We start from the raw sequence: 26,003 nt of genomic DNA on the forward strand, positions 1-26,003 counted from the left end.
AGCAAGCACGACACGGATGTTCGGCATAGTTATGGAAGGCTTATGCGCTGTCAACCTCACTCACCACGCCAGGTTTACAACTGGCTAAAAAACAAACAATCTTGTTTGCTCTGCGATGAAGCTGCAGATGGCACGCTGCCCATCTGCACCAACTGCGAGGCAGAGCTGCCTTGGTTGAGTGGACATTGCCAGGTTTGCGCGCTGCCATTACCCAGCCATGGGTTGGTGTGCGGGGGCTGCCTGAAAAAACCACCGAGTTTTACCAAGGTTGAGGTTCCTTGGCGCTACGCCTTTCCCATCGACAGCCTGATTACTCGCTTCAAGCATCAGGCCAAGTGGCCATTGGGACGTCTGCTCGGCGAGCTTTTGTCACATCACCTGCGCCATGCCTTCGATGACGGCCTGCGTAAACCTGATCTGCTGCTACCCGTGCCGCTGGCGGATAAACGTCAGCGTCAGCGTGGTTTCAACCAGGCCTCCCTACTGGGTGAATGGTTAAGCCCCCCACTGCAACTGCCGCTACAAAAAGACTGGTTGCAGCGGGTCATCGACACCCCGGCGCAACAGCAACTGGATGCAGCCACGCGCAAACGCAACCTGCGCAAGGCCTTCGCTCTGGCGCCGGGTAGCCAAGTCAGTGGTCTGCATGTGGCGCTGGTCGATGATGTGCTAACCACCGGCGCCACCGCCGAGAGCCTGGCGCATCTACTAAAGAAAGCCGGTGCGGCGCGAGTCGATGTGTATTGCCTGGCGCGCACGCCAAAGCCGGGGGATTGAGCGCTGCCGGCCATTGTCGGCGATAGAAGGGTTACACTTTGCGGCCAACTCACCGGAGTAGCCCATGTCCCATCCATTTGCCGCACTCACACCCGACCTGGTGCTGGATGCCGTGGAGAGCATCGGCTACCTCAGCGACGCCCGCGTACTGGCGCTGAACAGTTATGAAAACCGCGTCTACCAGGTGGGCATCGAAGACGAAACGCCACTGATCGCCAAGTTCTATCGCCCAGACCGCTGGACCGATGCAGCGATTCGCGAGGAACACAGCTTCACCTTCGAGCTGGCCGAGTGCGAGGTGCCGGTGGTTGCGCCACTGGTGCGCGATGGCGAAACCTTATTTGAATACTCCGGCTTTCGCTTTGCGCTATTTCCGCGTCGCGGCGGCCGCGCACCGGAGCCAGGTAACCTCGACCAACTTTACCGCCTCGGCCAACTGCTCGGCCGCCTGCACGCGGTCGGCTCACTCAAACCATTTGCCCACCGTGAAGCTTTGCAGGTGAGCAACTTCGGCCATGAATCGCTGGCAACGCTGCTGGATGGCAACTTTATTCCACGCAGCCTGCTGCCGGCTTACGAGTCGGTCGCGCGCGATTTGCTCAAGCGTCTGGATGTACTGTTCGCCGCCAACCCGGTGCAGGCGATACGCCTGCACGGCGACTGCCACCCGGGCAACCTGCTGTGCCGTGACGAGACCTTCCACATGGTCGACCTCGACGACTGTCGCATGGGGCCGGCGGTACAGGATTTATGGATGATGCTGGCTGGCGAACGTCATGAGCGCCTCGGCCAGCTCTCAGAGTTGATGGATGGCTATCAGGAGTTTCACGATTTCAATCAGCGCGAACTGCCGCTGATTGAGGGGCTGCGCGCACTGCGCCTGATGCACTACAGCGCCTGGCTGGCACGGCGCTGGGACGACCCAGCCTTCCCGATGAGCTTCCCCTGGTTCGGCAGCGAGCGTTACTGGGGCGATCAGATCCTGATTCTGCGTGAGCAGCTGTCGGCGCTGGATGAAGAGCCGCTAAAGCTGTTTTGACGTCCACTGCATAGCCCGGGTGCAATCCGGGCTAGGCCTGACCACTACAGTTAGCCCTGCAGCTGTAACGTCTTTGTTACAGCCAAGTAGCCTGGAACGCCGAAGAAAATCCTGCCCGTCCAGACAAGCCCGCACTGCGCCGACTAGAATCGCAAACCTCTAGTTAGCAGCCTAAGCAAGGACCCTGCATGGCCACCGCCAACCCGCGTCGCGGGTACATACTCGGCCTGACCGCCTACATCATCTGGGGTCTTTTCCCGCTCTACTTCAAAGCCATGCAAAGCGTTCCGGCGGTGGAGATCATCGTGCATCGGGCACTCTGGTCGGCCGTGTTCGGGGCCTTGCTGCTGATGGCCTGGAAGCACCCCGGCTGGCTGCGTGAGCTGCGGGACAATCCCAAGCGCTTCGCCGTTTTGGGCCTTAGCGGCATGCTGATCGCCAGCAACTGGCTGGTGTATGTATGGGCGGTAAATAACGGTCGCATGCTCGAAGCCAGCTTGGGTTATTACATCAATCCGCTGATCAATGTGCTGCTGGGCATGCTGATTCTCGGCGAGCGCTTACGTCGACTGCAGTGGCTGGCCGTGACCTTGGCCGCACTAGGGGTGCTGCAACAGCTGTGGCAGGTTGGCAGCATTCCTTGGGTATCACTGGTGCTGGCGCTGACTTTTGGCTTCTACGGATTGATTCGCAAACAGGCTCCGGTGGCAGCCCTGCCCGGGTTAGTAGTGGAAACCTGGCTGTTACTACCTGTGGCCATCGGCTGGTTACTCCTCAACCCGGCAGCGATGAGCACTCAAGCCGATTTCTGGAACACGCCAGAGGCCCTCTGGCTGATAGCAGCAGGCCCAATCACCCTGGTGCCACTGGTGTGCTTCAATGCTGCGGCACGGCACCTGCCCTACACCACCCTAGGCTTTCTGCAGTACCTGGCGCCAACCCTGGTGCTGCTGCAGGCGATCTTCCTGTTCGGCGAACACTTCGACCCGAGCAAGTTGCTGGCCTTTATCTGCATCTGGGCCGGCCTGGCGATCTATAGCGTGGATGCCTGGCTGACGCTACGTAAACGCCAACCTGGTTAAAAAACAGACAACTGGCTGCAGCTTACAGCGCGCCTGGGCTGCAGCCAGTTGCCCCCGGCTTATCCACAGAAGCATCCCCGACCTTTGTGCACAACCAGTTGCTAAGCGCTTAAAAAATAAGCACTTAGCAAAAAGCCCCGGGGCACTAAGCAGTGCTCCGGGGCTCCTCATGCTACTCACAGAGTTATCCACATCGATCGTGGATAAGCAGTGGCTCTAGCAGGCTGTTGAAGCGTAGGCGAGGCAGGCAAGACAAGGCAAAAACTGGCGAGGAAGCGGAGTTTGCTGGTGTAAATGAGCATTCCGAGCCTGTTTTTAACGCCGTATTGCCAACGCAGGTAGCCTTCAACGGCCTGCTAGTCTTCAGCCTGCAACTTCAGCTCAACCATCAGATCATCAGCCAGGGTTTCCAGGTGCGTCTGCAACTGCTCTAGGCTCAGGCTCTGCGGCACGCCCAATAACGCCTGGGCCTGGAATAGCAGTTCACCACTCATGGGCGCCGGCACCACCTCGGTGCTCAAGCGTTCCAGGTTGACGCCATGGCTGCTAAGCAGGCGGGTGATATCGCGCACGATACCTGGCCGATCATTGCCCACCAGTTCCAGGCGAATCGCCTGCCAAACGCTTGCCGGCTCAATCCCTCCTGCGGCGACTTGCACTCGAATGCCCTGCCCCTGCAACGCCTCCAGCGCCGCAACCAAACCGGAGTGCGCATCCAGTGGCACATCGACCCGCAGAATCCCGGCGAACTGCCCGGCCATGCGTGACATACGGCTTTCTAGCCAGTTGCCGCCGTGCTCACTGATGCACTGGGCGATACGCTCGACCAGCCCTGGCTGATCCTGGGCAATAACCGTCAATACCAGATGATCCATAAACAGCTCCTTATACGAGGCTTATTTGAGCGCCAGCCAATAGGTATAAAACACCTCATCACGCACATAACCCAGGCGTTCGTAGAGGGATTGTCCTGGCAGATTGCTCTTTGCCGTCTCCAACTGCAAACCGCAGGCGCCCGCGGCTTCGGCATGAGCACGGACCGCATTCATCAGCGCTTCGCCAACGCCTTGGCGGCGTGCCTGTTCGCTGACATACAGATCACTCAGCAACCAAGCTGGCTGCAGCGCCAGCGAGGAGAAAAACGCATAGAGCTGAACAAAGCCCAATGCCGCCCCCCGCTCATCACGAGCCAACAAGATGGTCGAATCACTGCTGTGCAGACGCGCGGCGAGAAAGGCCCGCACCTGCGCCTGAGGTTTAGCCACCTCATAGAAGCGCAGATACGCGCCAAACAGCTCGGCCAGCTCGTCCAGATCTGCTGCTGTGGCTGCCAGTATATGCATGGTGGTCACACTCCTAGACGGTGGGGCTGCAGTATAGGCAGGCATGCCAAGGCAAGCAGAGCGAGAAACTCGCGCAATAAACTGTGTACTGTTTTTTAACTTTTATGAAACAATATTCAAAGCTTACCGCGACAATACGCCACACACAGTGACTGCAAAGCACTTCTTGGTCGCAGAGCGACGCGCACCCACTGATTTTCCCCGGATCTTGATGTAGTATGCCGCGCCTCGGACTACATGACGTATTTCCCATGTCCGACGCGGCTATTGAGTAGAGCTGAGCAGAGTGAGGCAAGTGATGACTGAACGCGTTCAAGTAGGCAGCCTGCAGGTTGCCAAAGTGCTGTTCGACTTCGTGAATAACGAAGCCATCCCCGGTACCGGCATTGCTGCCGAAACGTTCTGGGCGGGTGCCGAAGCGGTCATCAATGACCTGGCCCCGAAAAATCGTGCGCTGCTCGCCAAACGCGATGCGATTCAGGCGCAGATTGACGGCTGGCATCAAGCCCGCGCTGGCCAAGCGCATGACGCAGCAGCTTATAAAGCCTTCCTTCAGGAAATCGGCTACCTGCTACCCGAGCCAGCTGACTTCCAGGCCACCACGCAGAACGTCGACGAAGAAATCGCCCGTCTGGCTGGCCCGCAGTTGGTTGTGCCGGTGATGAACGCGCGCTTTGCCCTCAACGCCTCCAACGCACGCTGGGGCTCGCTGTACGATGCCCTGTACGGCACTGACGTGATCAGCGAAGAAGGCGGCGCCGAGAAAGGCCGCGGCTACAACAAGGTTCGTGGTGACAAGGTAATCGCCTTCGCCCGCGCCTTCCTCGACGATGCCGCGCCGCTGGCTGCGGGCTCGCACGTCGATTCCACCGGTTACCGCATCGAAGCCGGCAAGCTGGTTGTCAGCCTCAAAGGCGGCAGCAACAGCGGCCTGCGTGACGACGCGCAACTGGTTGGCTTCCAGGGCGCAAGCGATGCGCCAATCGCCGTACTGCTCAAGCACAACGGCCTGCATTTCGAAATCCAGATCGACGCCAGCACCCCAGTCGGCCAGACCGACGCGGCCGGCGTTAAAGACGTGCTGATGGAAGCTGCGCTGACCACCATCATGGACTGCGAAGACTCCGTAGCCGCCGTCGATGCCGACGACAAAGTGGTGATCTACAAGAACTGGCTCGGCCTGATGAAGGGCGACCTGGCGGAAGAAGTGGTCAAGGGCGGCCAGACCTTCACCCGCACCATGAACCCGGATCGCGTCTACACCAAGACCGATGGTAGTGAGCTGACCCTGCACGGTCGCAGCCTGCTGTTCGTGCGTAACGTCGGCCACCTGATGACCAACCCGGCGATCCTCGATGCCCAAGGCAACGAAGTTCCGGAAGGCATTCAGGACGCGCTGTTCACCAGCCTGATCGCCGTGCACAATCTGAATGGCAACACCAGCCGCAAGAACACCCGCACCGGTTCGGTGTACATCGTTAAACCGAAGATGCACGGTCCGGAAGAAGTCGCTTTCACCACCGAAATCTTCGGTCGCGTTGAAGACGTCCTGGGCCTGACTCGCAACACCCTGAAAGTCGGCATCATGGACGAAGAGCGCCGCACCACCGTCAACCTCAAGGCGTGTATCAAAGCAGCCAGCGAGCGCGTGGTGTTCATCAACACCGGCTTCCTCGACCGCACCGGTGACGAAATCCACACTTCCATGGAAGCCGGCGCCGTGGTGCGCAAAGCCGCCATGAAAGCCGAGAAGTGGATCAGCGCTTACGAGAACTGGAACGTCGACATCGGCCTGGCCACCGGCCTGCAAGGTCGCGCGCAAATCGGTAAAGGCATGTGGGCCATGCCCGACCTGATGGCTGGCATGTTGGAGCAGAAGATCGCTCACCCACTGGCCGGTGCCAACACCGCCTGGGTACCGTCGCCAACCGCCGCCGCGCTGCACGCGCTGCACTATCACAAGGTCGACGTGTTCGCCCGTCAGGCCGAACTGACCAAGCGTGAGCGCGCGTCCATCGACGACATCCTGAGCATCCCGCTGGCCAAGGATACCAACTGGTCGGCTGACGAGATCCAGAACGAACTGGACAACAACTCGCAGGGTATCCTCGGTTATGTAGTGCGCTGGATCGACCAAGGCGTCGGCTGCTCCAAGGTGCCGGATATCAATGACGTCGGCCTGATGGAAGACCGCGCCACCCTGCGTATCTCCAGCCAGCTGTTGGCCAACTGGCTGCGTCATGGCATCGCCACTGAAGAGCAGATCGTGGCCAGCCTCAAGCGCATGGCACCGGTGGTTGATCGTCAGAACGCGGCTGACCCGCTGTACCGTCCGCTGGCACCGAACTTCGACAGCAACATCGCCTTCCAGGCCGCCCTGGAACTGGTGGTCGAAGGCGCCAAGCAGCCGAACGGCTACACCGAGCCGGTCCTGCACCGCCGCCGCCGCGAGTTCAAAGCCGCCAACGGCCTGTAACCCGCAGCTGTAGCCACATAAAAACCGCCCTTCGGGGCGGTTTTTTATTGCGCACAAGTACCCAAAAACTGGCCATTTCAGGCGGCGCCTGCCGTCTAGACTTACGTCCAATGGCTCGTGCGACAGCAAAGGCCGATCATGCGTATATAGCCAACCCCCGAGGCCGCCCATGAGCAGCGCAGACGCAATCGCACAGGCAGGCAAGACGGCGGTGCTGCAGAACATCCATGGCACCATGGCCTTTCTGCAGAAATTCCCGCCGTTCAATCAGATGGATGCCGCTCACTTGGCGTATCTGGTGGAGAACTGTCAGCTGCGTTTTTATGGCGAAGGTGAAACCATCATCAAGCCAACCGACGGCCCGGTTGAGCACTTCTACATCGTCAAACAGGGCCGCGTGCATGGCGAACGCCCACATTCGGCGCGGCGCGGTACGGAAACCACCTTCGAGATCACCACTGGCGAATGCTTCCCGCTGGCCGCGTTGATTGGCGAGCGCGCGACCCGCACCGAACACCTAGCCGCCGAAGACACCTTCTGCCTGCTGCTGAACAAGCCGGCCTTTATCAAGCTGTTCTCGCTGTCCAACCCGCTGCGCGACTTTGCTCTGCGCGGGGTCAGCAGCCTGCTCGATCAGGTCAACCAGCAGGTGCAGATGCGCGCGGTGGAAACCCTCGGCGCGCAATATTCCCTCGACACCCGCCTCGGCCAACTGGCCATGCGCACCCCGATCAGCTGCGCCCCGGACATGCCGCTGCGCGATGCGGTCAAACTGATGCACGAGCAGCAGGTCGGCAGCATCGTGATCGTTGATCCCAAACTGAAACCACTGGGCATTTTCACCCTGCGCGACCTGCGCCGCGTGGTGGCCGATGGCGTCGACCTGACCCAGCCCATCGACCGCCTGATGACCCAATCACCCTTCCATCTGCCGCCAGATGCCAGCGCCTTCGATGCGGCGATGGCCATGACCGAGCGGCATATCGCCCATGTGTGCCTGGTTGAGCATGGCCAACTGTGCGGGGTGATTTCCGAGCGTGATCTGTTCAGCCTGCAGCGGGTCGATCTGGTCCATCTGGCGCGCACCATTCGCCACGCCGGACGGGTGGAAACCCTGGCAGCGCTGCGCAGCGATGTCCGCCAACTGGTCGACAGCATGCTCGCCCACGGCGCCAGCTCGACGCAGATCACCCAGCTGATCACCCTGCTCAACGACCACACCGTCTGCCGGGTGATCGAACTGACCCTGGAAGACCTCGGTGACCCTGGCGTGCGATTCACCTGGCTGGTGTTCGGCAGCGAGGGCCGCAGCGAGCAAACCCTGTACACCGACCAGGACAACGGCATCCTCTTCGAAGCCGCCGACGCAGCTGAGGCCGCCGCCATTCGCGGCCGCTTGCTGCCGTTGGCGCATGAGATCAACCTGCGCCTGGCGCAGTGCGACTTTACCCTGTGCAAGGGCAACATCATGGCCGGCAACCCCGAGCTGTGCCTGTCGCGCCAGGAATGGTCACGGCGCTTCAGCAGCTTTGTGCAGGAGGCCACCCCGGAGAATCTGCTGGCTTCGAGCATCTACTTCGATCTGCGTGCGGTATGGGGCGAGCCACAGGGTTGCGAGCAACTGCGCCAAGGCCTGCTCCAGCAGGTAGCCGGCAATAGCCTGTTCCAGCGCATGCTGGCAGAAAACGCCCTGCGCCAGCGCCCACCGGTTGGGGTATTTCGCGATTTCGTAGTGGCGCGCAAAGGCGCCGAGAAGGACACCCTGGACCTCAAGGTGCAGGGCCTGACACCCTTTGTCGACGGCGCCCGCCTGCTGGCCCTGGCCCATGGCGTAACCGCCGTTGGCACCCTGGAACGGCTGCGCGCGCTGATCAAGCTGGAGGTCATCGACGCCCAGGATGGCGCGGCCTACGAGGAGGCCTATCACTACATTCAACAGGCGCGAATGCAGCAGCACCAACTGCAAGCGCGCGATGGCCTGCCCTACTCCAACCGGGTCGACCCCGATAATCTCAACCACCTCGACCGACGCATCCTGCGCGAGTCCTTCCGCCAGGCGCAACGGCTGCAAAGCAGCCTGGCCGTGAGGTACCAACTATGAGCAAGTTCACCTGGTTTAGCGGGCGTGGCCCGGCGCTGACCCAACTGCAGCTGGAGCGGCGTAGCAAGCTGGCCGAGCCCTGCGCCTTCAACGAACGCTCACTGCAGCAGCAGCGCTTCGTTATCCTCGACCTGGAAACCAGCGGGCTGAATATGCGCCGTGACCAGGTACTGTCGATCGGCGCGGTGGTAATCGACAACGGCGCCATCGACCTTAGCCAGCAGTTCGAATGCACCCTGCAGCGCCTGAATCATCAGGCCAGCGCCAGCACGCTGATCCATGGCATCGCGCCCAACGAAATCGCCAATGGCGAGGACCCAATCGAGGCGCTGCTGAGCTTTATGGAGTTTGTCGGCGACAGTACGCTGCTGGCTTTCCACGCCGAGTTCGACCAGCGCATGCTCGCCCGCGCCCTCAAGCAGAGCCTGAGCTACCGCTTACGCCATGCGTTCTTCGATGTCGCCGAGATCGCACCGCTGGTCTGCCCCAAAGCCAACCTGCCCCACGCCGGACTGGACGACTGGACCGCGCATTTCGGCCTGCAAGTACAGCAGCGTCACCATGCCAGCGCCGACGCCTTGGTCACCGCCGAACTCGCGCTGATTCTATTTTGCAAGGCGCGCCAGCAGCACCTCGACAACCTGCCAGCGCTATTACAACAGCTCAATAGTCGCCGCCGTCAGCGGGCACATTCGATGTAAGGGCAGCGCCCTACAGATCGCGCATCAGCAGGCCATATTCCAGCTGCACCTCAGGCGGCACCGGCAGGTACAGCACATGGCCGTCACCCGGCGCTACGGTTGCGGCCTGGCCCTGGCGGCTCTCCAGCTGTTCGAGGCCAAAACGCAGATTGCCCTGGGGCGTCATCAACTCCAGGCCATCGCCGATGGCAAAGCGGTTCTTTACCCGTACCTCGGCCAGCTCACCACGGCGTTCGCCGGTCAGTTCACCAACAAATTGCTGCTGTTCGGAGACCGAGCTGCCGCGCTCGTAGTTCTGATATTCATCGTGCACATGGCGGCGCAAAAAGCCCTCGGTGTAGCCGCGATGAGCGAGGGACTCCAGGGTATTCATCAGGGATTTGTCGAAAGGTTTGCCGGCCACTGCATCATCAATGGCCTTGCGATACACCTGAGCAGTGCGCGCCACGTAGTAGTGGGATTTGGTGCGCCCCTCGATCTTCAGCGAATGCACGCCCATCTGCACCAGGCGCTCGACATGCTGCACCGCGCGCAAGTCCTTGGAGTTCATGATGTAGGTGCCGTGCTCATCCTCAAAGGCCGCCATCTGTTCGCCTGGGCGGCTGGCATCTTCCAGCAGAAACAGCTGCTCGGTAGGGGCGCCGACGCCCAAGGTCGGTTCGACAAGCTGCACCACCTCGCCCAGCTCGTTCTCGCCGGCCGGAGTGGCCTGGTATTGCCAGCGACAGGCATTGGTGCAACTGCCCTGGTTGGGGTCGCGCTTGTTGATATAACCCGACAGCAGGCAGCGCCCGGAGTAGGCCATGCACAACGCGCCATGGACGAAGACTTCCAGCTGCATGCCCGGCACTTCGCTACGAATCTCGGCGATTTCTTCCAGCGACAGCTCGCGCGACAGAATCACCCGGCTCAAGCCCTGCTGCTTCCAGAACTTCACACTGGCCCAGTTCACCGCATTGGCCTGCACGGATAGATGAATCGGCATCTGCGGGAAATGTTCACGCACCAGCATGATCAGCCCAGGGTCGGACATGATCAGCGCATCCGGGCCCATCAGCACCACCGGCAACAGATCGCGAAGAAAGGTTTTCAGCTTGGCGTTATGCGGCGCGATATTCACCACCACATAGAACTGCTTGCCCTGGGCGTGCGCCTCGCGGATGCCCGCCTCCAGATTGGCGTGGTCGAACTCGTTGTTGCGCACCCGCAGGCTGTAACGCGGCTGCCCGGCGTACACCGCATCCGCACCATAGGCGAAGGCGTAACGCATGTTCTTCAGGGTGCCCGCTGGGGACAACAGTTCAGGATAAGCAGGGTGAGTGACCATAAACCGCGGGCTCGGAAAACCAAGGGGCTCGCGATTTTAGTGAGTCAGACAGAGAGCGGCATTGATCTGCGTCTATAGCACCGCTTCAAACGCCATGCGCAGGCTAACACCGAGGACAGTACAAATAACCCAAACGCCCGAGCTTGTGCTCAGGCGTAGATAGATGATTAAGAACAGGCACGCCGGTAAAGCATACCTTCGCGGTCAATGCGCTTCATCTGCTCCAGCAGTGGCTTCTTCTGCGCATCCAGTGGTAGCAGCTCTGCGGTGTTGCAGTTGAGTAAATGTGGCTGATGACTGACCCGATCGACATGCTGCTTTTCAAAGCGGTACAGGTTGAAGGCAACCACGTCGTTACCTGCAGCCCCCTGACGTAACAGGCTTTTGCTGTCGAGCACGGTGAAGGCGGTGGTCATCGGCCAGTAGTAGGTCCAGGGGCGCCAGAACACTTCACCAGTTTCACTGGCTACGACCACAGACTCTGCCGGCTGACGCTGTAGCTGGAACTCAAACCAGGAGTACTCGTAGTAAATCTGATAAGCCAGCATGCCCAAACCGCCGCACGCGGGAATGATCCACTTCGGCAAACGGTTGCCCGTCAACTTGCGCAACAGCATGGCAATACCAGCCGCACCCAACCCCGCAACCACGATGGCAAGTATTGTCCAAAGCATTAACTCACTCCTGAAATAAAAAACTGCCTGGAGCAGTTTTTAACGTTGCGCAGCGACGGCCCGCTGGGTGGTCGCCATGGATGGCGGAAATAAAACGGGCCTCCCAAGGAGGCCCGCTAATAAGACCCTGACGCAAGTAACGCGCAGTCAGGCCCGATTATGCTTAGTGGCTAATAGCACCGCCAGCACCTTTCGGAGTACGTACGCTTTCTACCAGGTCCTGAATTTCCTGCGGCGGAGCCTCAGTAGACAGGGACACGGCATAGGCTACGGCGAAGTTGATCACTGCACCCACAGTACCGATGGACAGCGGCGAGATGCCGAGCATCCAGTTATCCGGCGTGTTGGCGAAGGTCGCAGTGCCTGGAATGAAGAACCAGCCCAGGTACAGGAAGATGTAAACCACAGTGAACACCAGGCCTACCAGCATGCCGGCGATGGCGCCTTTGTTGTTTACCCGCTTGGAGAAGATACCCATCATCAGCGCCGGGAACAGCGTGGCCGCGGCGATACCGAAGGCCAATGCCACCACCTGCGCCGCAAAGCCTGGCGGGTTAAGCCCCAGATAGGTGGCCAACAGAATCGCGACCCCCATGGAGATCCGCGCGGCGAGCATTTCGTTCTTCTCACTGATCTTCGGATTGATCATGTTCTTGATCAAGTCATGACTCACTGCCGAAGAGATTGCTAGCAACAGACCGGCTGCCGTCGACAATGCTGCAGCAATCGCACCCGCTGCAATCAAACCGATCACCCAACCTGGCAGGTTGGCAATTTCAGGGTTGGCCAATACCAGGATGTCGTTGTTAACGGTCAACTCGTTGCCTTTCCAACCGCGAGCTTCTGCAGCTGGGGTAAAGGCAGGCGCTGCATCGTTGTACATCTGGACGCGACCGTCGCTGTTCTTGTCTTCCCACTTGATCAAACCGGTGGTTTCCCACGTTTTGATCCACTCAGGACGCTCTGCATAGTTCATTGCTTGAGCGGTCGGACCTTCTGGGTAGATGGTATTGACCAGGTTCAAACGGGCCATGGAACCCACTGCAGGCGCGGTGAGATACAGCAAGGCGATGAAGATCAGGGTCCAGCCGGCAGACCAACGTGCGTCAGCCACTTTCGGTACGGTGAAGAAGCGAATGATTACGTGCGGCAGACCAGCAGTACCGATCATCAGCGACAGAGTAAACAGCACCATGTTCAGCTTGTTACTGACATCAGCTGTGTAGTCGGTAAAGCCCAGCTCACGTACAACTTCATTGAGCTTCTGCAGCAGCGGAAGACCTGACTCGACATGGTCGCCGAACATACCGAACATCGGAATCGGGTTGCCTGTCAGCTGCAAGGAGATGAAGACCGCAGGGATGGTGTAAGCAATGATCAGCACAACGTACTGAGCCACCTGGGTGTAGGTGATGCCTTTCATGCCGCCGAATACGGCATAGATGAACACCACGCCAGCCGCGATCCAGATACCGGTGGAGTTCTCTACTTCGAGGAAGCGCGAGAATGCCACACCAGCACCGGCCATCTGGCCGATTACATAGGTCACGCAGATGATGATCAGGCAGACCACTGCAGCCAGACGAGCACCATTGCTGTAGAAACGGTCACCGATGAAATCCGGCACAGTGAACTTGCCGAACTTACGCAGGTAAGGCGCCAGCAGCATGGCCAGCAGCACATAGCCGCCAGTCCAACCCATCAGGAAGGTTGAGTTGGCATAACCACCGGCAGCGAGCAGGCCCGCCATGGAGATGAAGGAAGCCGCAGACATCCAGTCAGCCGCAGTGGCCATACCGTTAGTAACGGGGTGTACACCACCGCCGGCGACGTAGAACTCTTTGGTCGAGCCGGCACGGGCCCAAAAGGCGATGCCGAAGTAGAGCGCGAAGGAGGCGCCCACAAACAGCATGTTGATTACAAACTGGCTCATGGGTTATTCCTCGACACCGAATTGTTTATCGAGTTTGTTCATTCTCCACGCGTAGAAGAAAATGATCCCGACAAAGGTGATGATCGAACCTTGCTGGGCGAACCAGAATCCAAGGTCGGCACCGCCAACAGGGATACCTGCCAGCAGAGGTCGAAGAAGTATGGCGAAACCGTAAGACACTAATGCCCAGACAACCAGGCACCAGGTGATCAGCCGGACATTCGCTTTCCAGTACGCAGCAGCGTTAGCTTTATCAGAAGTCATAAACTCCTCCGGTTATTGTTATTCTCATGCACCTTCAAGCTAGCAGCAGGTCACTAGGTCCGACAGATAGACATTGGTATTAGCAGCCTTAAAACACCCCGAAAACCAATGTTTATCTATCAATAACAGCTAGTTAGCATGAAACCGAACAAAGCTAACGCCGGCCATAGAACGGCATCGCAGCTGCGACCCGCCAAACGCCCTCGAAAAACACCTGTACGGCGACTCTTAAGCCCGCCTTTATCCAGAGCGCGCAAGCACTTCGCCAACCACCGCAGGCTTGCCCGTTGCGCGCTTACCCTGCTGACATGCCGCAGAGGCAAACAAGCGGGCAATCCGCCGCGCCAACAAGTGCCCGGCGCGCGACTCTTCGCGCAAGCCGACATGCCCGCTCATCGCGCATACCACAGACGAAAGAAGCCAAACGCCAACAGCAGCCCCACCTGGCCCAGCGCTGTGCACAGGCTGAGGAAGGACTGTACCGAGCGGTTCTGTGCGGCGTTGGCCAGGCCAGTCAAGCTCTCCCAGAACGCCTCCGGCAACAGCACCAGGCTCATCTGCGCCAGGGGTTGGCCGGTCAGCTGCAGGCCTTTGATCAGGTCAAACTGGCCACAGAACATCAGGCCCAGCAGCACCATAAAGGCCACCGCCAAACCCAGGGCGAAACAAGCAGAGAACTGCATAAATAAACGCATCATGTTCAACTCCCAAGCGGGTAAAAAAGCGGCGCAGGCTTGGCCCGCGCCGCTATTCGTCAAAGGTCGCTGGCCTGGCTGGCCAATGGCAGGCGACCGACGCCGTACCAGTCGAGTTTGCGGGTCAGCACCATCACTCCGGCGAGCACACCGAACACCAGCACCGAGCCCATCAGTAGTGCGTAATCCTCGGCCCCAAGCAGGCCGAATAACATGCCGTAAAGCAGCGCCAGCAGAGCGCCGAAACCTGCCCCGCGCAGGGCGCTGTGCAGCACATAACTGACGTAGAAACCAATCAGCAGCACACAGGCGGTAGCCGCAATGCCATAGGCCAGGGCAAAGCTCAGGTGCTCGGACAGCGACAGCAGCAGCAGGTAGAACAGCGCCAGCGACATGCCCACCAGGGCGTATTGCACCGGGTGCACGGCCATACGTTTGAGCACTTCAAAGAGGAAGAACACGGCGAAGGTCAGGCCGATAAACAGCAGCGCATATTTGATCGCACGCTCGGTCTTCAGGTACTGGTCCACCGGGTCGACAAAGCTCACTCCGAAGTTGCGTGCCGTCAGCGCATTGCAGCTATCGCCCCGCACACAATCAGCCAGCGCTTCCTCCAGATTGGTGGCGAAGAAGCTGGTCTGCCACTGCGCCTTGAAACCCTTGTCAGACACATCACGACTGCTCGGCAGGTATTCACCGACAAAACTTGGATGCGGCCAGGTGGACGTCAGCTCAACACGGCTATCACGGCCCACCGGGGTGATGCTCAGCTGCTCGGTGCCCTGCAGTTTCAGGTCGAAGGCAAACTCCAGAGTTTGCCCGCCCTGACTATCCAACACCGGCAGCGGCGCATGCACACCGGCACCGAAACGCTCCTCGGCGCTGCCTGGAGCGAAGCTCAGGTTGCTGCCGTTGAAGCGCAGCTGCAGGTCATTGCTGATACCGCGGATGTCGCTGATACCGACCGAGAGAAACGGCCGATCAAACTGATACAGGCCCAGATCATCGCCCAGCCCCAGACGGGCCGGCAGCTTGAATGCGCCACTGATCTGGTTGTCGCTGCGGTACAGCAGCGCCTTGTAGATGCCGCGTGAACGTTCCTCGGTGCTGACCTGGCCATTGAGCACAAAGCGCTCCGGCAGGAAGTACAGCCGACCACGACTCTTCTGCTCTTCCAGGTAGCGCTCGCCGGTTTTGGCGTGGGTTTTCCACTGGTTCCAGACCTTGGTGTAAGGCATTACCAGAATCGGCCCGGTGAGCTGCTGACGGTAGCTGGAACTGCGCGCGATGTCCTGCAGCACCTCGGCACGCTGATACTGCCGCTCGTCCACTAGCCCGTCGATCATCGACAGCGGGACCAGCAATAACAAAATCAGCAGGGCAATAGCGCCCAGCTTGAAACCCAGAATGCGGCTCATGGTGCAACTCTCCGATACGGTTTAGGTAGGCAGAGTCTGGGCGGCGCAGGTGGTGGCTTTATGGAGGGCAGATGGAGAGTGTGTGGAGATCAATCCACAGAAAGCACCCGTGATTGAGCACTCACAGCAGCGCGACCGTTCGTCAACTCCACTGGAAGCCAGAGTTTTCTGCACTAAAGTGCTAACTCACTTATTGCTCACAAGGCGACCGGTAAGCGGCTTCACCAAGATTTATCCAATCTGAAAAGGGACTGTCATGAATAAGCGCCAATGGATTTGCGCGGCCAGCGCACTATTAATGCTCGGTAGCAGCAACGTTTTCGCCCACGGCTATATCAAACAACCTGAAGCACGTGGCTATCTGTGCAAGCTCGGTGAAAACAGCCAATGCGGCGCAGTGCAATGGGAACCGCAAAGCCTGGAAGGCTACTCCGGCTTCCCACAAAACGGCCCCGCCGATGGCCAGATCGCCAGTGCCGGCCTGGCGCAATTCTCCCCCCTCAATGAACAGACCGTCAGCCGTTGGGCCAAGCGCCCAATCACTGCTGGCCCAACGAACTTCACCTGGCGTTTTACCGCCAACCACTCCACACGCAACTGGCGCTACTACATCACCCGCCCCGACTGGTTGGCCAATCAGCCGTTAAACCGCGCAGCATTTGAGCTGGTACCGTTCTGCGTGGTCGATGGTGGCATGCAACAGCCGCCACAGGAGGTCACCCATAACTGCGATGTACCGCCGCGCGAGGGCTACCAGGTGATCCTCGGGGTGTGGGAAGTGGGCGACACGCCGATGAGTTTCTACAACGTGATGGATGTGATGTTCGGTGATGTCACCACCCCGCCCGATCCGTCCGTCTGGCAAGCCAAGGGCATGCTCTACCCCTCGGTAGATCTGCAAGTCGGTGACCAGGCAATGACCCGAGTCTTCGATGCCAGCGGCGAACGCAATGACTTGCAGACGCGACTGCAAGTTGAAACCAGCGAGCAGGGCCAACGCAACCAGTGGACCTACCTGCTGGCCAGCCGGATCAACCAGCAACAGAGCCAACTCAAGGCTGGCCAGCGCGGCAGCGACGGCGCAATCCAGCCGGTATACGGCCAGAACAGCCTGTTCGCCCGCGCCGACAGTGGCATCCAGCGCATTGAGGTGCAGATCGACAAAGCCACGGCGCCGAACCACGATCTGCTGGTCGATGGCCTGCAGCCCAGCTATAGCATCCGTAACGGTCAGCTGCGCCTCGAATTCAACGTCACCGCCGTCGGCGCGCTGCAGATCAGCAGCTACGTCTACGACCACGGCGGCAATGCCAAAGGCTTTGCCGCTACCGAACTGGACAACAACAGCCAGCCCTTGAACATCAATGTCGAGAGCCCTGTGCCTGGTCATCACCAACTGGTTGTCAGTGGCAAGGTCGCCGGCAGCGAGCAGGTACTGCAGAAAACCTTCGATATGATGTTTGTCGCAGATGACGGTAGCGCCAGCTACGACTTCACCTTCCCAGACGGCCTGCGCAGTTACACAGCCGGCACCCGGGTGCTGCAACCCAAGACGGGACAGCTGTATCAGTGTCGTCCCTTTCCGCAGAGTGGCTATTGCACGCAATGGTCAGCCGCCTCGACCCAGTTCGAGCCCGGCATCGGTAGCCATTGGCAAGACGCCTGGATAGCCGACTGAGATAAGCGCCGCGCCCGCCGAGCTGTTTGGCCGGCGCGGACACCCCATCCCCCTGAACACACGTACGATACAGGCGCATGCACTGCGCCTTGGCGTATGTCTTTGTGGAGCCGCAGGTATGCCCAGGCACTGACGTATAGGCACTCACCCCCGCGTTGCGCGCAACACAACACTGACCCCGAGCCGGTATAGCGGCGCCCGGAGGCAGCTACCAAACGGTGCGCTTCACTACCCTTCTCGACAGCTGAATGGGCGGCACGCTATCGATTTAAATATTTGATTTTATTGATTATTTTTAATTAAAAAGCGACGAATGGCCTTGGCTTTTCAACACAGTCTCCTAGGGTTTTGGCAGCTGCACTACGCGGCACACAATTGGGAGATAACCATGCAAGGATTCCAACGCACCACTGCCTTACTGCTGTTGCTCAGCGCAGGTTGGGCCTACGCCCAGGCCGACGAAAAACCCAGCTTCTCGGCCCAGGCGCAGATCGCCGTCGATGATCAGCAGTCACCGCGCTACATCATCAAATACAAGGAGCTGACGCCCTCGCCGATGAGCCAGGCCAACCAGCCGCAACCTCTAAGTGCAGGCAAGTTCGAAAGCCTCGCCGCGCAGCGCCTGCTCAGCCAGGTGCAGGTACAACCGCTGATGCACTTGGACAGCCAGGCCGCAAGCGTGGCGTACCTGAGTCCGACGCAACTCAAACAACTGCAAGCAAACCCGGCAGTCGACTATATCGAGCTCGACCCACGCCGCTACCTGATGGCCGAACAGGTGCCCTATGGCATCCCGATGGTGCAGGCCGACCTGCTACCGGACAACGCCATTTCCAATATGAAGGTGTGCATCGTCGACTCCGGTTACGACCTCGGCCATCAGGATCTGCCATCAGCCGGCATCACCGGTAATGACGGCTATGGCAACGTCGACAGCGGCAACTGGTACGAAGATGGAGATGGCCACGGCACTCACGTTGCCGGCACCATCGCCGCACTGGGTGGTAACGATCTAGGCGTGGTCGGCGTCAGCCCATCGGGCAACCTCGGCCTGCATATCGTCAAAGTATTCAATAACAGTGGCAGCTGGGCCTATGGCTCTGATCTGGTAATGGCCATCCAGCAGTGCCGCGCGGCGGGCTCGACGGTGATCAGCATGAGCCTGGGCGGTGGCGCCTCGTCGGTAACCGAGCGTAATGCCATGGATGCGGCTTACCAGAACGGTGTGCTGGTCGTCGCAGCTGCCGGCAACAGTGGTAATAGCACCCTTTCCTACCCGGCCTCCTACGACTCGGTCGTATCGGTTGCGGCGGTCGACAGCAGCGGTAATCGTGCCTCGTTTTCGCAATACAACAATCAGGTCGAAGTCGCCGCTCCCGGGGTTGGCGTGCGCTCCACCCTGCCTGGCAACAACTATGCGAACTACAACGGCACCTCGATGGCTACACCGCATGTGTCAGCGGTCTACGCCTTGGTGTGGAGTCAGCACCGTCAATGCACCCCTGCGCAGATTCGCAAGGTGGTCAATAGCACCGCCGAAGACCGTGGCACGCCAGGCCGCGATCCCTATTACGGCTACGGCATCGTCAAAGCCAAGCGGGCCAGCGACCTGATCGCCCAACGCGGCTGTGATGCCACGGGGGATGGCAATGGCGAGGAACAGACCTACCCCAACCTCTCCGGCGCGCGGGACGCCTGGGTACGTTACAACGTGGTCGTACCAAGCGGCGCCCAGCGTCTGACTGTGCGGATCAGTGGCGGTAGCGGTGATGCCGACCTTTACACCCGCCTGGGCAGCCAACCCAGCACCAGCCAATGGACCTGCCGGCCCTACCTCGACGGCAATCAGGAAACCTGCACCCAGGAAAATCCTGCAGCCGGCACCTGGCATATCGGTATACGGGGCTATTCCAGCTTCTCCGGTGTGACCCTCTACTGGCGCTACGAGTAATTCGCCCGGCCCCGAGGCAGGCAACTGCCCGGGGCCTCTCGCCCTGTACAACTATCAATGCCTCAGCCAGGCGCGCAGGGAGCAGCGCTGAAAAGATCACAAGATTGCGCAAATCATCCAGGCGCAAATGGACAGTATTTACAGAAATGCGTAGCGTGCCGCTGATCGCCAATTAAGGATGAACGGCCATGACCCAGCACACCCCCTACGCCACCCCGCAAGCCAGCGTCGCCGATGCAGAATCACTGGTTTCCGACGAGCAGATCGCCGCACTCCCCATCTCGGATAAATGGAAGCAGCGCTTTAGCGCGATCCACCATGCCGGCGGCATCAGGATGCCCAAGTTCAAGGAGCTTCCCGCCGAGGAGCGGCGCAAGGCCTTCAGCTTCAACTTTCTGGCGTTCTTCTTCGGGCCGATCTACTACGCCACCAAGGGCATGTGGAAAAAGGGCCTGGCACTATTTCTGGTCTGCGCAGTGGTGGTGATCATCCTCGGCATCGGCCTGGATTACCTCGGTTACAGCAAGATCGCCAACGCCCTGGGCTACGGCATTAGTGCGGTCTTCGCCACGCGCGCCAATATCGATTACTACAAGAAGATGCTGCTGAACGATAACGGCTGGTGGTAAGCGCCCTACTCAACAGCATCAGGAGAATGACGTGACGGAATATGTCGCTGAGGTGATCTGGCAACGCGGTGAGCAGGACTTTCTCGGCAACCTTTACAGCCGCAAACATCTGCTGCGTTTTGATGGCGGCCTGGAAATTGCTGGCTCGTCCTCACCGCATGTGGTGCCACTGCCGATGTCGGATGCAAGCGCTGTCGATCCTGAGGAGGCCTTTGTCGCCTCACTCGCCAGCTGCCACATGCTGTGGTTTCTCTCCATCGCCGCCAAGCGTCGCTTCTGCGTCGATGACTACCGTGACAATGCCAGTGGGCTGATGCAGGCGAATGCTGCCGGCAAGCTGTTTATCGCCCAGGTAACCCTGCGCCCTGCGGTCAGCTTCTCTGGCGAACGCCTACCCAGCCGCGAACAGATTGAGCAGATGCACCACCAGGCCCATGAAGAGTGCTTTATCGCCAACTCGGTGAAGTCCGAAGTGCGCTGCGAACCACGTTTTAGCGAGTAACACCACGCAGGCTGCAGCGACTACAACGCGAAAATGCGGTTTAACCATAACGGTTGATGCGAGGGGATAAGGCGTGAATCTAACTGCATACGGCTGCCCCGATGGACAGCCACTGTTCTACTTCCATGGCGTGCCGGGCGCAGCGGTTGAGGCGGCGATGCTGCATCAGGCCGCCTTGGCGCACGGCATCAAGCTGCTGGTGGTGGAGCGTAATCTGACTGGCGAACTCGGCAGCGCGGCTTATCTGCAGCAACTGGCGCAACAGATCAGTGATCGCGCGGCGGGCCAGCCGATTCACCTGCTCGGTTTTTCTATCGGCGCCTGCCTGGCGTTGCGTGTCGCCGCGCTGCTGGGTGAGCGAGTGGCGGAGATCTACCTGTTATCGGCGGCCGCACCGCTGGAAATCCCCAGCAATACCGTCGGCATGGGCGCGGGGCGTTATACCTTCCTCTGGGCGCAGCATTATCCAAGGCTATTCCGGGCCTTTGCCTGGTATCAGGCGCTGCTGGCCAAAGTCAGCCCGCGCCTACTACTAAAGCTGCTGTTCGCCGGAGCAGGCGGTAAAGACTCCGAGTTGCTCTCTCAACCTGATACCCAGGCATGGCTGGCGGATATTCAGCGAGCATGTTTCAGGCATGGAGTGAGTCGTTATGTGCGCGACGTAAAATTCTATGTCGAGCCCTGGGCCACGGAGTTGGACAAGGTCACGGCGACGGTGAGCTTATGGCATGGCGAGGCAGATAACTGGGCGCCCATGGCCATGTCTACTTACCTGCAGGAGCATCTGCGTATGGCCAACGCAGTGACCCGTTGCGCCGAGCAAGCGCATTACTCCTGCCTGCTGGAGAATGCCGAAACGCTGATGGCAACGGTGCAACTCAATCTCTCTGCAACCCGAGTAGCCGAGTAATAACGCCCTAGAGCGCTCGCCTCTACTGACAACGCCCCAAGGATGGCCCCATGAAAAAGCTCGCACTGCCGCTGATCACCCTGCTGGCATTCAGCGCCTACACCCTCTACGTGATGCTGCATGCGGAGCAGTCACTGCTGCAATTTGGCCTGCAGTTGATGTCCAGTCCCGACACCGCCCAGGTGGTAGTCGACCTGTATATCCTCGCGGCGCTGGCCTGCATCTGGATGTACTGCGATGGCCGCGCACGCGGCAAGTCGTTGGTTTACCTGCTGCCGTTCTTTGCCCTGACGGCGCTGTTTGTCTCTGTCGGGCCACTGCTGTATCTGGTGCTCAAGGCCATGGATACAGGCAGTGCCTCAACGGCAGCCTAATGGTGAGGAGCAGCCCGGAGAGCCGGGCTGCTCGACACTTAAAAGCTCAGATTGAAATTACCGGTGCCGAAGATGCCGACCAGACCAATCACGATCAGATAAATCGCCACGATATAGTTCAGCAAACGCGGCATCACCAGAATTAGAACGCCGGCGATCAGCGAAATCAGTGGTGTAAGGGCAAGGGTCATAATCGTCACCTGAGGGTTATTGAAGCGCCAGTATGCGCGCCACGCCCAAACCGCACAGCACTATCCAACCGCTGAGCAGTTACCCAACACCTATTAAACAATCCGTGTATTAAAGGCCATTTATGTGCAGCGCTAGCTTGCTCGCCTCATTACTGCAGTACAAAGCCTGGGCCAACCAGGAACTCTTTGCTGAGTTGCTGCGAATCGATCCGCTCACCCGGCACAGCGAGTTGCACGCTGCCCTGCGCATTCTCAACCACATCCACGTGGTCGAGCGGATTTTTGTCGCCAACCTGCAAGGCATTCACCACGACTACAGCGCCACCAATACCCCGGAAACGCCCACGCTGGCAGCGCTGCAGCAGGCAGTGCAGGCGACTGATAGCTGGTATCTGGACTATGCCGCGGGGCTTAGCGCCGAACAGCTATCCGAGCGCCTGCACTTCAATTTCGTCGATGGCGATCACGGCTGCATGAGCCGTGAAGAAATGCTCGCGCATATCGTCACCCACGGCGGTTACCACCGAGGTGCGGTGGGCCGGATCATGGCGCAACTGCAACTGGCACCACCGCGGGATATCTACACGCGCTTTCTGCATCAAGATCAGCCGCAGCGCCGCGAAGCGAGCTAAGCCGGCGCCTTGGCGATAAAGGCCTGCTTGTCATGGCGATCAAACCCGGCAGTCTCATAGAAGCGCAGGATGGCTGGGTCTTTACTGCTGGTCATTAGCATGACCTTGTAACAGCCCTGGCCCCAGGCAAACGCCTTAGCGTGCGCCAGCAATGCCTGACCGTAGCCACGCCCGCGATGCTCGCTATGGGTGACCACGTTTTCGATCAAGGCAAAGGGTCGGCAGCCACGCGTCAGATTGGCCACCAGGCTGATGCTGCAACTGGCCACCAGCTGCGCATCGCGGTACAAGCCAAAACAGTGATGAGCGGGGTTGGTGATGATCGCCTGCCACACCGCCTCAACTTGGTCGTGCGCAGGCAGCGGCTGATCGTCAGGATGTAAATGCTTATAAAGGGCGAGCAGCGCATCCAGCTCGCCGCCCCCAACACTGCGGATGTCCATCAACCGATCCCTGTTGCGCGCGACCTTACTCGCCGCGGATGTACTGTTCCAGCTGTTGGATCAGGCTAGCCTGTTCGGCAATGGTGTGTTTGACCAGGTCACCAATCGACAGCAGGCCGATCAATTCGCCTTCGGCCAATACCGGCAAATGACGCAAGTGGCGATCGGTCATCAGTTGCATACAGTGCTGCGAGGTGTCGCGCAGCCCTACAGTCAGGACATCTGCTGTCATAATTTCGCTGATCGAAATATCAGAAGCGGACCGCTCCAACAGCACAATTTTACGTGCGTAGTCACGCTCGCTGACGATGCCGGCCAGGCGGCCTTTGTCATCCAACACCACCAGTGCACCAATGCCTTTCTCGGCCATCAGCTTGATTGCATCCAGCACCGAAGTACTGGGAGTGACGCTGTACACGGCGGCCTGGGGCTTGGCGCGAAGAATCTCGGCAACTGTTTTCATGCAGCAGCTCCTGCTCTGTTTCTTATTGGCATTGAGGATAGTGCGCAGGAAGGCCATTGCTGGCCATCCCGATGACCTGATCAGAGCACCTGTGCGGGCTCAGCGCAACCATTGCAAGCCAGCAAGGTCGGTGCCAAGCCACGCTTCAGTGGTCATGGAACAGCGGCAGGACCAGCCGCGCCTCGACTCCGCCCTCGACATTGCCGATGTGCAGTTCGCCGTCGTGCAACTGCATCACTTCTTCAACAAAGTTCAGCCCCAAACCGGTGCTCTTGCGACCGTTTCCGGGGCGCGGTAGGGAGTAGAAACGTTCGCTCAGGCGCGCCAGGGCGTAGTCAGGAATCGCCTCGCCCTGGTTGAACAAGCGCAGCTCGACCTGCCCAGCACGCATCTCGGCGTCGAAGCGGATCAGCCCGCCTGGCGGGGTGAAGTCCAGGGCGTTGTCCAGCAGATTGGCCAGCGCCTGACGCAGCAGAAAAGCCTCCCCGCGCGCACTTATTTCAGCGCCAATATGGTTTTCAATCTGTAGGCCTGCCGCTTCAATGCGCGCCATCTGCGCATGCAACAGAGAGTCGACCAACGCCTGCAGCGGCACTGCTACTTGTTCTTCCAAACCTTGACGCTGTTCGACCTGAGCCAGGTGCAGCAGGCGCTCGATCAGTTGCTGCATACGCGCACTTTCCTGCTCGATATTGGCCACGAAACGCTGCCGTTGTGGCGCGGGCATTTCGCTATCGAGCAATTCCGCCGCGCCGCGAATCGCTGCCAGCGGGCTTTTCAGCTCGTGGGTCAGGGTGTGTACGTAGCGCTCGACATAGGCCTTGCCTTCCAGCTCGGTGCGCATGCGCTCGATGGCTTCAGCCAGTTGCGCCAGTTCGCCACCGCGCACGCTGGGTAGTTCGGCACGCTGCCCGGCGCTGACCGCCTGGGCATAACGGGTCAGCTTGCGTAACGCGGCGCTGAGCCACCAGGACAGCAGCGCGCCGATCAACAAACCGAGCACGATCAGCCCACCGCCAAGCCAGGCCAGGCGCTGCTCGGAACGTTCGATATAGGGCTGCAGGGTGCGGTTGGGTTTGGCCACCGAGACCACGCCGATAATCTGCGCGCCATCCATGATTGGCGCCGCCACGTACATCACCGATGAATCGGGATCGTTCGGATCTTCCTTGGTCGAGCGCGCACCATACTCACCGCGCAGAGTGCGCAGCACATCGTTCCAGCGTGAGTAATCCTGGCCGACCGCCGCGCCGCTGGAGTCGAGCAACACAACGCCCTTGGCGTCGGTGACATAGATGCGGTGATTGACCTGAGTTTTCTCCACGCCCCAAATCTGCGCCTGTGGTTTGCGCTGACCATAGGCCTGTAATACCTGCGGCAAGCGGCCTTGTTGCAATTGCCCGGCCTTGACCTCATCGCGCAAAATCTCTGCCAGCAGGTTGGCGGTATCGACCAGGGTTTCCTCAGTGCTCTGGCGCACGCCGGGGCGAATTTCGTCCATCACCGTGCTCAGCACGAACCAGCCGGCTAGCCCAACAAACAGGAAATACACCAGAAAGATGCGAATCCCCAAGGGCATCAGGCGTGCCTCGGTGAGTAGCTGTAACCCAGGCCACGATGGGTTTGGATCGGCTCAGCATCAACGGCCACCTGACGCAGCTTGGCGCGCAGGCTTTTGATATGGCTGTCGATGGTACGCTCGTAGCCGCCATCGGCGGCCACCCCCAGGCCGTCGAGCAATTGCTCGCGAGAAAACACCCGCTCGGGCTGCGCCAGCAGGCTTTGCAGCAGACGGAATTCATGGCGGGTCAAACTCAGCAACTGGCCGTGGTAGTGGATCTGCACCCGTTCGACATCCAGTTGGAAGGGGCCAGTTGCAGGGCTTACGACAGATGCTTCACGCGGCGCCATACGCTTGAGGATGGCCTTGACCCGCGCCGCCACTTCACGCGGACTGAAAGGTTTGACTACGTAATCGTCGGCACCGATTTCCAGGCCGACCACGCGGTCGATCTCCTCGCTGCGTGCGGTGAGGAAGATCACCGGCACCTCGGAGAAGCGCCGCAAACGCTTGCAGGCCTCAAAGCCGCTGATATCGGGCAGCCCCACATCGAGAATCAACAGATCCGCCGGATTGCGCTGCTGTTCGGCCAAGGCCTGCTCGGCCAGGCTCAGCCAGGTGGTGGTAAAGCCTTCGCTTTGCAGGGCGAAGATCAGGGTGTCGGCGATGGCGGCTTCGTCTTCGACAATCAGAATATGCGGCATGGGCGTCCTGCTCGTGGCAACTCGGCGAGGAGCCTGCGGCAGGCCGCCCGCAGCGTCAAGGGCGAGACCGTGCTTGCAAACAGGCCGAACCCTTAGTCCCGATCAAAGATCTTGCGAGCTAGAGTCCTGCAAGGC

At 59.6% G+C, this 26,003-nt stretch carries 27 protein-coding genes; 13 read left to right on the forward strand and 14 right to left on the reverse strand.

What is annotated here, in order from left to right; translation table 11 throughout:
* Positions 1-42: 42 nt before the first annotated feature.
* The 3 genes from ACIGEK_RS00455 to rarD all read left to right on the forward strand — a co-directional run bounded on the left by ACIGEK_RS00455 (position 43) and on the right by rarD (position 2,898).
* Positions 43-777, forward strand: coding sequence for a ComF family protein (locus ACIGEK_RS00455; RefSeq protein ID WP_397491450.1), 735 nt, complete (start codon positions 43-45; stop codon positions 775-777).
* 64 nt (positions 778-841) lie between these two features.
* Positions 842-1,816, forward strand: a complete 975-nt coding sequence (locus ACIGEK_RS00460) for a serine/threonine protein kinase (RefSeq protein ID WP_397491451.1) — start codon at positions 842-844, stop codon at positions 1,814-1,816.
* A gap of 188 nt (positions 1,817-2,004) precedes the next feature.
* Positions 2,005-2,898: an EamA family transporter RarD gene (gene rarD, locus ACIGEK_RS00465; RefSeq protein ID WP_397491452.1), complete on the forward strand. Its 894-nt coding sequence runs from the start codon at positions 2,005-2,007 to the stop codon at positions 2,896-2,898.
* A 356-nt stretch (positions 2,899-3,254) separates the two neighbouring features.
* Here rarD and ACIGEK_RS00470 read toward each other — a convergent pair whose 3' ends face one another.
* Both ACIGEK_RS00470 and ACIGEK_RS00475 read right to left on the reverse strand, forming a co-directional pair.
* Positions 3,255-3,773, reverse strand: a complete 519-nt coding sequence (locus ACIGEK_RS00470; RefSeq protein WP_397491453.1) for a glycine cleavage system protein R — start codon at positions 3,771-3,773, stop codon at positions 3,255-3,257.
* Between the two features lie 21 nt (positions 3,774-3,794).
* A complete protein-coding gene (locus ACIGEK_RS00475) occupies positions 3,795-4,241 on the reverse strand; it encodes a GNAT family N-acetyltransferase (protein WP_397491454.1) in 447 nt (148 codons plus the stop codon).
* A 298-nt stretch (positions 4,242-4,539) separates the two neighbouring features.
* Between ACIGEK_RS00475 and ACIGEK_RS00480 the strand changes: the two genes are divergently transcribed.
* The 3 genes from ACIGEK_RS00480 (at position 4,540) to ACIGEK_RS00490 (ending at position 9,519) form a co-directional block, all read left to right on the forward strand.
* A complete protein-coding gene (locus ACIGEK_RS00480) occupies positions 4,540-6,717 on the forward strand; it encodes a malate synthase G (RefSeq protein ID WP_397491455.1) in 2,178 nt (725 codons plus the stop codon).
* Positions 6,718-6,886: 169 nt separating this feature from the next.
* Positions 6,887-8,818, forward strand: a complete 1,932-nt coding sequence (locus ACIGEK_RS00485) for a putative nucleotidyltransferase substrate binding domain-containing protein (RefSeq protein ID WP_397491456.1) — start codon at positions 6,887-6,889, stop codon at positions 8,816-8,818.
* Entirely contained in the window at positions 8,815-9,519 is a 705-nt protein-coding gene (locus ACIGEK_RS00490; RefSeq protein WP_397491457.1) for a PolC-type DNA polymerase III, read from the forward strand. The genes ACIGEK_RS00485 and ACIGEK_RS00490 overlap by 4 nt, the downstream gene beginning before the upstream one ends.
* 10 nt (positions 9,520-9,529) lie before the next feature.
* Here ACIGEK_RS00490 and yegQ read toward each other — a convergent pair whose 3' ends face one another.
* The 7 genes from yegQ to creD all read right to left on the reverse strand — a co-directional run bounded on the left by yegQ (position 9,530) and on the right by creD (position 15,830).
* The gene (gene yegQ, locus ACIGEK_RS00495) at positions 9,530-10,846 is read right to left on the reverse strand and encodes a tRNA 5-hydroxyuridine modification protein YegQ (protein ID WP_397491458.1); all 1,317 of its coding nucleotides are present in this window, start codon (positions 10,844-10,846) and stop codon (positions 9,530-9,532) included.
* 167 nt (positions 10,847-11,013) lie between these two features.
* On the reverse strand, positions 11,014-11,520 hold the full coding sequence (locus tag ACIGEK_RS00500; protein ID WP_397491459.1) for a hypothetical protein: 507 nt from the start codon (positions 11,518-11,520) through the stop codon (positions 11,014-11,016).
* Between the two features lie 163 nt (positions 11,521-11,683).
* A complete protein-coding gene (locus ACIGEK_RS00505; RefSeq protein WP_397491460.1) occupies positions 11,684-13,453 on the reverse strand; it encodes a sodium:solute symporter family protein in 1,770 nt (589 codons plus the stop codon).
* A 3-nt stretch (positions 13,454-13,456) separates the two neighbouring features.
* On the reverse strand, positions 13,457-13,717 hold the full coding sequence (locus tag ACIGEK_RS00510; RefSeq protein ID WP_339411837.1) for a DUF4212 domain-containing protein: 261 nt from the start codon (positions 13,715-13,717) through the stop codon (positions 13,457-13,459).
* Between the two features lie 240 nt (positions 13,718-13,957).
* A complete protein-coding gene (locus tag ACIGEK_RS00515; RefSeq protein WP_397491461.1) occupies positions 13,958-14,113 on the reverse strand; it encodes a hypothetical protein in 156 nt (51 codons plus the stop codon).
* Entirely contained in the window at positions 14,110-14,415 is a 306-nt protein-coding gene (locus tag ACIGEK_RS00520; RefSeq protein ID WP_397491462.1) for a hypothetical protein, read from the reverse strand. The genes ACIGEK_RS00515 and ACIGEK_RS00520 overlap by 4 nt, the downstream gene beginning before the upstream one ends.
* A gap of 56 nt (positions 14,416-14,471) precedes the next feature.
* Complete coding sequence (gene creD / locus ACIGEK_RS00525) at positions 14,472-15,830, reverse strand: cell envelope integrity protein CreD (protein ID WP_397491463.1); 1,359 nt, start codon at positions 15,828-15,830, stop codon at positions 14,472-14,474.
* 256 nt (positions 15,831-16,086) lie between these two features.
* Here creD and gbpA point away from each other — a divergent pair, with 256 nt between their 5' ends.
* From gbpA to ACIGEK_RS00555, 6 genes are all read left to right on the forward strand, one after another.
* Positions 16,087-17,508, forward strand: coding sequence for an N-acetylglucosamine-binding protein GbpA (gene gbpA / locus ACIGEK_RS00530; RefSeq protein ID WP_397491464.1), 1,422 nt, complete (start codon positions 16,087-16,089; stop codon positions 17,506-17,508).
* A gap of 388 nt (positions 17,509-17,896) precedes the next feature.
* Positions 17,897-19,459: a S8 family serine peptidase gene (locus tag ACIGEK_RS00535; RefSeq protein ID WP_397491465.1), complete on the forward strand. Its 1,563-nt coding sequence runs from the start codon at positions 17,897-17,899 to the stop codon at positions 19,457-19,459.
* 188 nt (positions 19,460-19,647) lie between these two features.
* A complete protein-coding gene (locus ACIGEK_RS00540; protein WP_397491466.1) occupies positions 19,648-20,088 on the forward strand; it encodes a DUF2628 domain-containing protein in 441 nt (146 codons plus the stop codon).
* A 31-nt stretch (positions 20,089-20,119) separates the two neighbouring features.
* Entirely contained in the window at positions 20,120-20,590 is a 471-nt protein-coding gene (locus ACIGEK_RS00545; RefSeq protein WP_397491467.1) for an OsmC family protein, read from the forward strand.
* 73 nt (positions 20,591-20,663) lie between these two features.
* A complete protein-coding gene (locus ACIGEK_RS00550) occupies positions 20,664-21,500 on the forward strand; it encodes an alpha/beta fold hydrolase (protein WP_397491468.1) in 837 nt (278 codons plus the stop codon).
* 50 nt (positions 21,501-21,550) lie between these two features.
* The gene (locus ACIGEK_RS00555; RefSeq protein ID WP_397491469.1) at positions 21,551-21,874 is read left to right on the forward strand and encodes a DUF2834 domain-containing protein; all 324 of its coding nucleotides are present in this window, start codon (positions 21,551-21,553) and stop codon (positions 21,872-21,874) included.
* Between the two features lie 38 nt (positions 21,875-21,912).
* On the opposite strand, the gene ACIGEK_RS00560 is transcribed toward ACIGEK_RS00555, so the two are convergent.
* Positions 21,913-22,065 carry a DUF3096 domain-containing protein gene (locus ACIGEK_RS00560; RefSeq protein ID WP_304871203.1) on the reverse strand — a complete coding sequence of 51 codons (153 nt, stop codon included), beginning with the start codon at positions 22,063-22,065 and terminating at the stop codon, positions 21,913-21,915.
* Between the two features lie 137 nt (positions 22,066-22,202).
* Between ACIGEK_RS00560 and ACIGEK_RS00565 the strand changes: the two genes are divergently transcribed.
* Complete coding sequence (locus tag ACIGEK_RS00565) at positions 22,203-22,697, forward strand: DinB family protein (protein ID WP_397491470.1); 495 nt, start codon at positions 22,203-22,205, stop codon at positions 22,695-22,697.
* On the opposite strand, the gene ACIGEK_RS00570 is transcribed toward ACIGEK_RS00565, so the two are convergent.
* The 4 genes from ACIGEK_RS00570 to creB form a co-directional block, all read right to left on the reverse strand.
* Complete coding sequence (locus tag ACIGEK_RS00570; RefSeq protein ID WP_397491471.1) at positions 22,694-23,140, reverse strand: GNAT family N-acetyltransferase; 447 nt, start codon at positions 23,138-23,140, stop codon at positions 22,694-22,696. The two genes, ACIGEK_RS00565 and ACIGEK_RS00570, sit on opposite strands and share 4 nt — an antisense overlap.
* Before the next feature lie 25 nt (positions 23,141-23,165).
* Positions 23,166-23,603 (reverse strand): CBS domain-containing protein, encoded by a 438-nt coding sequence (locus tag ACIGEK_RS00575; RefSeq protein ID WP_304871207.1) that lies wholly within the window; start codon positions 23,601-23,603, stop codon positions 23,166-23,168.
* Positions 23,604-23,748: 145 nt separating this feature from the next.
* A complete protein-coding gene (creC, locus tag ACIGEK_RS00580; protein ID WP_397491472.1) occupies positions 23,749-25,182 on the reverse strand; it encodes a two-component system sensor histidine kinase CreC in 1,434 nt (477 codons plus the stop codon).
* Positions 25,182-25,868, reverse strand: a complete 687-nt coding sequence (creB, locus tag ACIGEK_RS00585; protein ID WP_397491473.1) for a two-component system response regulator CreB — start codon at positions 25,866-25,868, stop codon at positions 25,182-25,184. Before creB ends, creC begins: the two co-directional genes overlap by 1 nt.
* Between the last annotated feature and the right edge of the window lie 135 nt (positions 25,869-26,003).

The sequence above is a fragment of the Pseudomonas sp. NPDC079086 genome (assembly GCF_044542155.1).
In the GTDB taxonomy this organism is placed as follows: domain Bacteria; phylum Pseudomonadota; class Gammaproteobacteria; order Pseudomonadales; family Pseudomonadaceae; genus Aquipseudomonas.

Bases quoted from the DNA above. Each gene is read 5' to 3' on its own strand.
- ACIGEK_RS00475 (WP_397491454.1), bottom strand. From the start codon at position 4,241: ATGCATATACTGGCAGCCACAGCAGCAGATCTGGACGAGCTGGCCGAG.
- creC (WP_397491472.1), bottom strand. From the start codon at position 25,182: ATGCCCTTGGGGATTCGCATCTTTCTGGTGTATTTCCTGTTTGTTGGG.
- ACIGEK_RS00460 (WP_397491451.1), top strand. From the start codon at position 842: ATGTCCCATCCATTTGCCGCACTCACACCCGACCTGGTGCTGGATGCC.
- ACIGEK_RS00515 (WP_397491461.1), bottom strand. From the start codon at position 14,113: ATGAGCGGGCATGTCGGCTTGCGCGAAGAGTCGCGCGCCGGGCACTTG.
- ACIGEK_RS00560 (WP_304871203.1), bottom strand. From the start codon at position 22,065: ATGACCCTTGCCCTTACACCACTGATTTCGCTGATCGCCGGCGTTCTA.
- ACIGEK_RS00485 (WP_397491456.1), top strand. From the start codon at position 6,887: ATGAGCAGCGCAGACGCAATCGCACAGGCAGGCAAGACGGCGGTGCTG.
- creB (WP_397491473.1), bottom strand. From the start codon at position 25,868: ATGCCGCATATTCTGATTGTCGAAGACGAAGCCGCCATCGCCGACACC.
- ACIGEK_RS00505 (WP_397491460.1), bottom strand. From the start codon at position 13,453: ATGAGCCAGTTTGTAATCAACATGCTGTTTGTGGGCGCCTCCTTCGCG.
- ACIGEK_RS00470 (WP_397491453.1), bottom strand. From the start codon at position 3,773: ATGGATCATCTGGTATTGACGGTTATTGCCCAGGATCAGCCAGGGCTG.
- ACIGEK_RS00570 (WP_397491471.1), bottom strand. From the start codon at position 23,140: ATGGACATCCGCAGTGTTGGGGGCGGCGAGCTGGATGCGCTGCTCGCC.
- rarD (WP_397491452.1), top strand. From the start codon at position 2,005: ATGGCCACCGCCAACCCGCGTCGCGGGTACATACTCGGCCTGACCGCC.
- creD (WP_397491463.1), bottom strand. From the start codon at position 15,830: ATGAGCCGCATTCTGGGTTTCAAGCTGGGCGCTATTGCCCTGCTGATT.
- ACIGEK_RS00455 (WP_397491450.1), top strand. From the start codon at position 43: ATGCGCTGTCAACCTCACTCACCACGCCAGGTTTACAACTGGCTAAAA.
- yegQ (WP_397491458.1), bottom strand. From the start codon at position 10,846: ATGGTCACTCACCCTGCTTATCCTGAACTGTTGTCCCCAGCGGGCACC.
- ACIGEK_RS00520 (WP_397491462.1), bottom strand. From the start codon at position 14,415: ATGATGCGTTTATTTATGCAGTTCTCTGCTTGTTTCGCCCTGGGTTTG.
- gbpA (WP_397491464.1), top strand. From the start codon at position 16,087: ATGAATAAGCGCCAATGGATTTGCGCGGCCAGCGCACTATTAATGCTC.
- ACIGEK_RS00480 (WP_397491455.1), top strand. From the start codon at position 4,540: ATGACTGAACGCGTTCAAGTAGGCAGCCTGCAGGTTGCCAAAGTGCTG.
- ACIGEK_RS00490 (WP_397491457.1), top strand. From the start codon at position 8,815: ATGAGCAAGTTCACCTGGTTTAGCGGGCGTGGCCCGGCGCTGACCCAA.
- ACIGEK_RS00500 (WP_397491459.1), bottom strand. From the start codon at position 11,520: ATGCTTTGGACAATACTTGCCATCGTGGTTGCGGGGTTGGGTGCGGCT.
- ACIGEK_RS00575 (WP_304871207.1), bottom strand. From the start codon at position 23,603: ATGAAAACAGTTGCCGAGATTCTTCGCGCCAAGCCCCAGGCCGCCGTG.
- ACIGEK_RS00510 (WP_339411837.1), bottom strand. From the start codon at position 13,717: ATGACTTCTGATAAAGCTAACGCTGCTGCGTACTGGAAAGCGAATGTC.
- ACIGEK_RS00540 (WP_397491466.1), top strand. From the start codon at position 19,648: ATGACCCAGCACACCCCCTACGCCACCCCGCAAGCCAGCGTCGCCGAT.
- ACIGEK_RS00555 (WP_397491469.1), top strand. From the start codon at position 21,551: ATGAAAAAGCTCGCACTGCCGCTGATCACCCTGCTGGCATTCAGCGCC.
- ACIGEK_RS00535 (WP_397491465.1), top strand. From the start codon at position 17,897: ATGCAAGGATTCCAACGCACCACTGCCTTACTGCTGTTGCTCAGCGCA.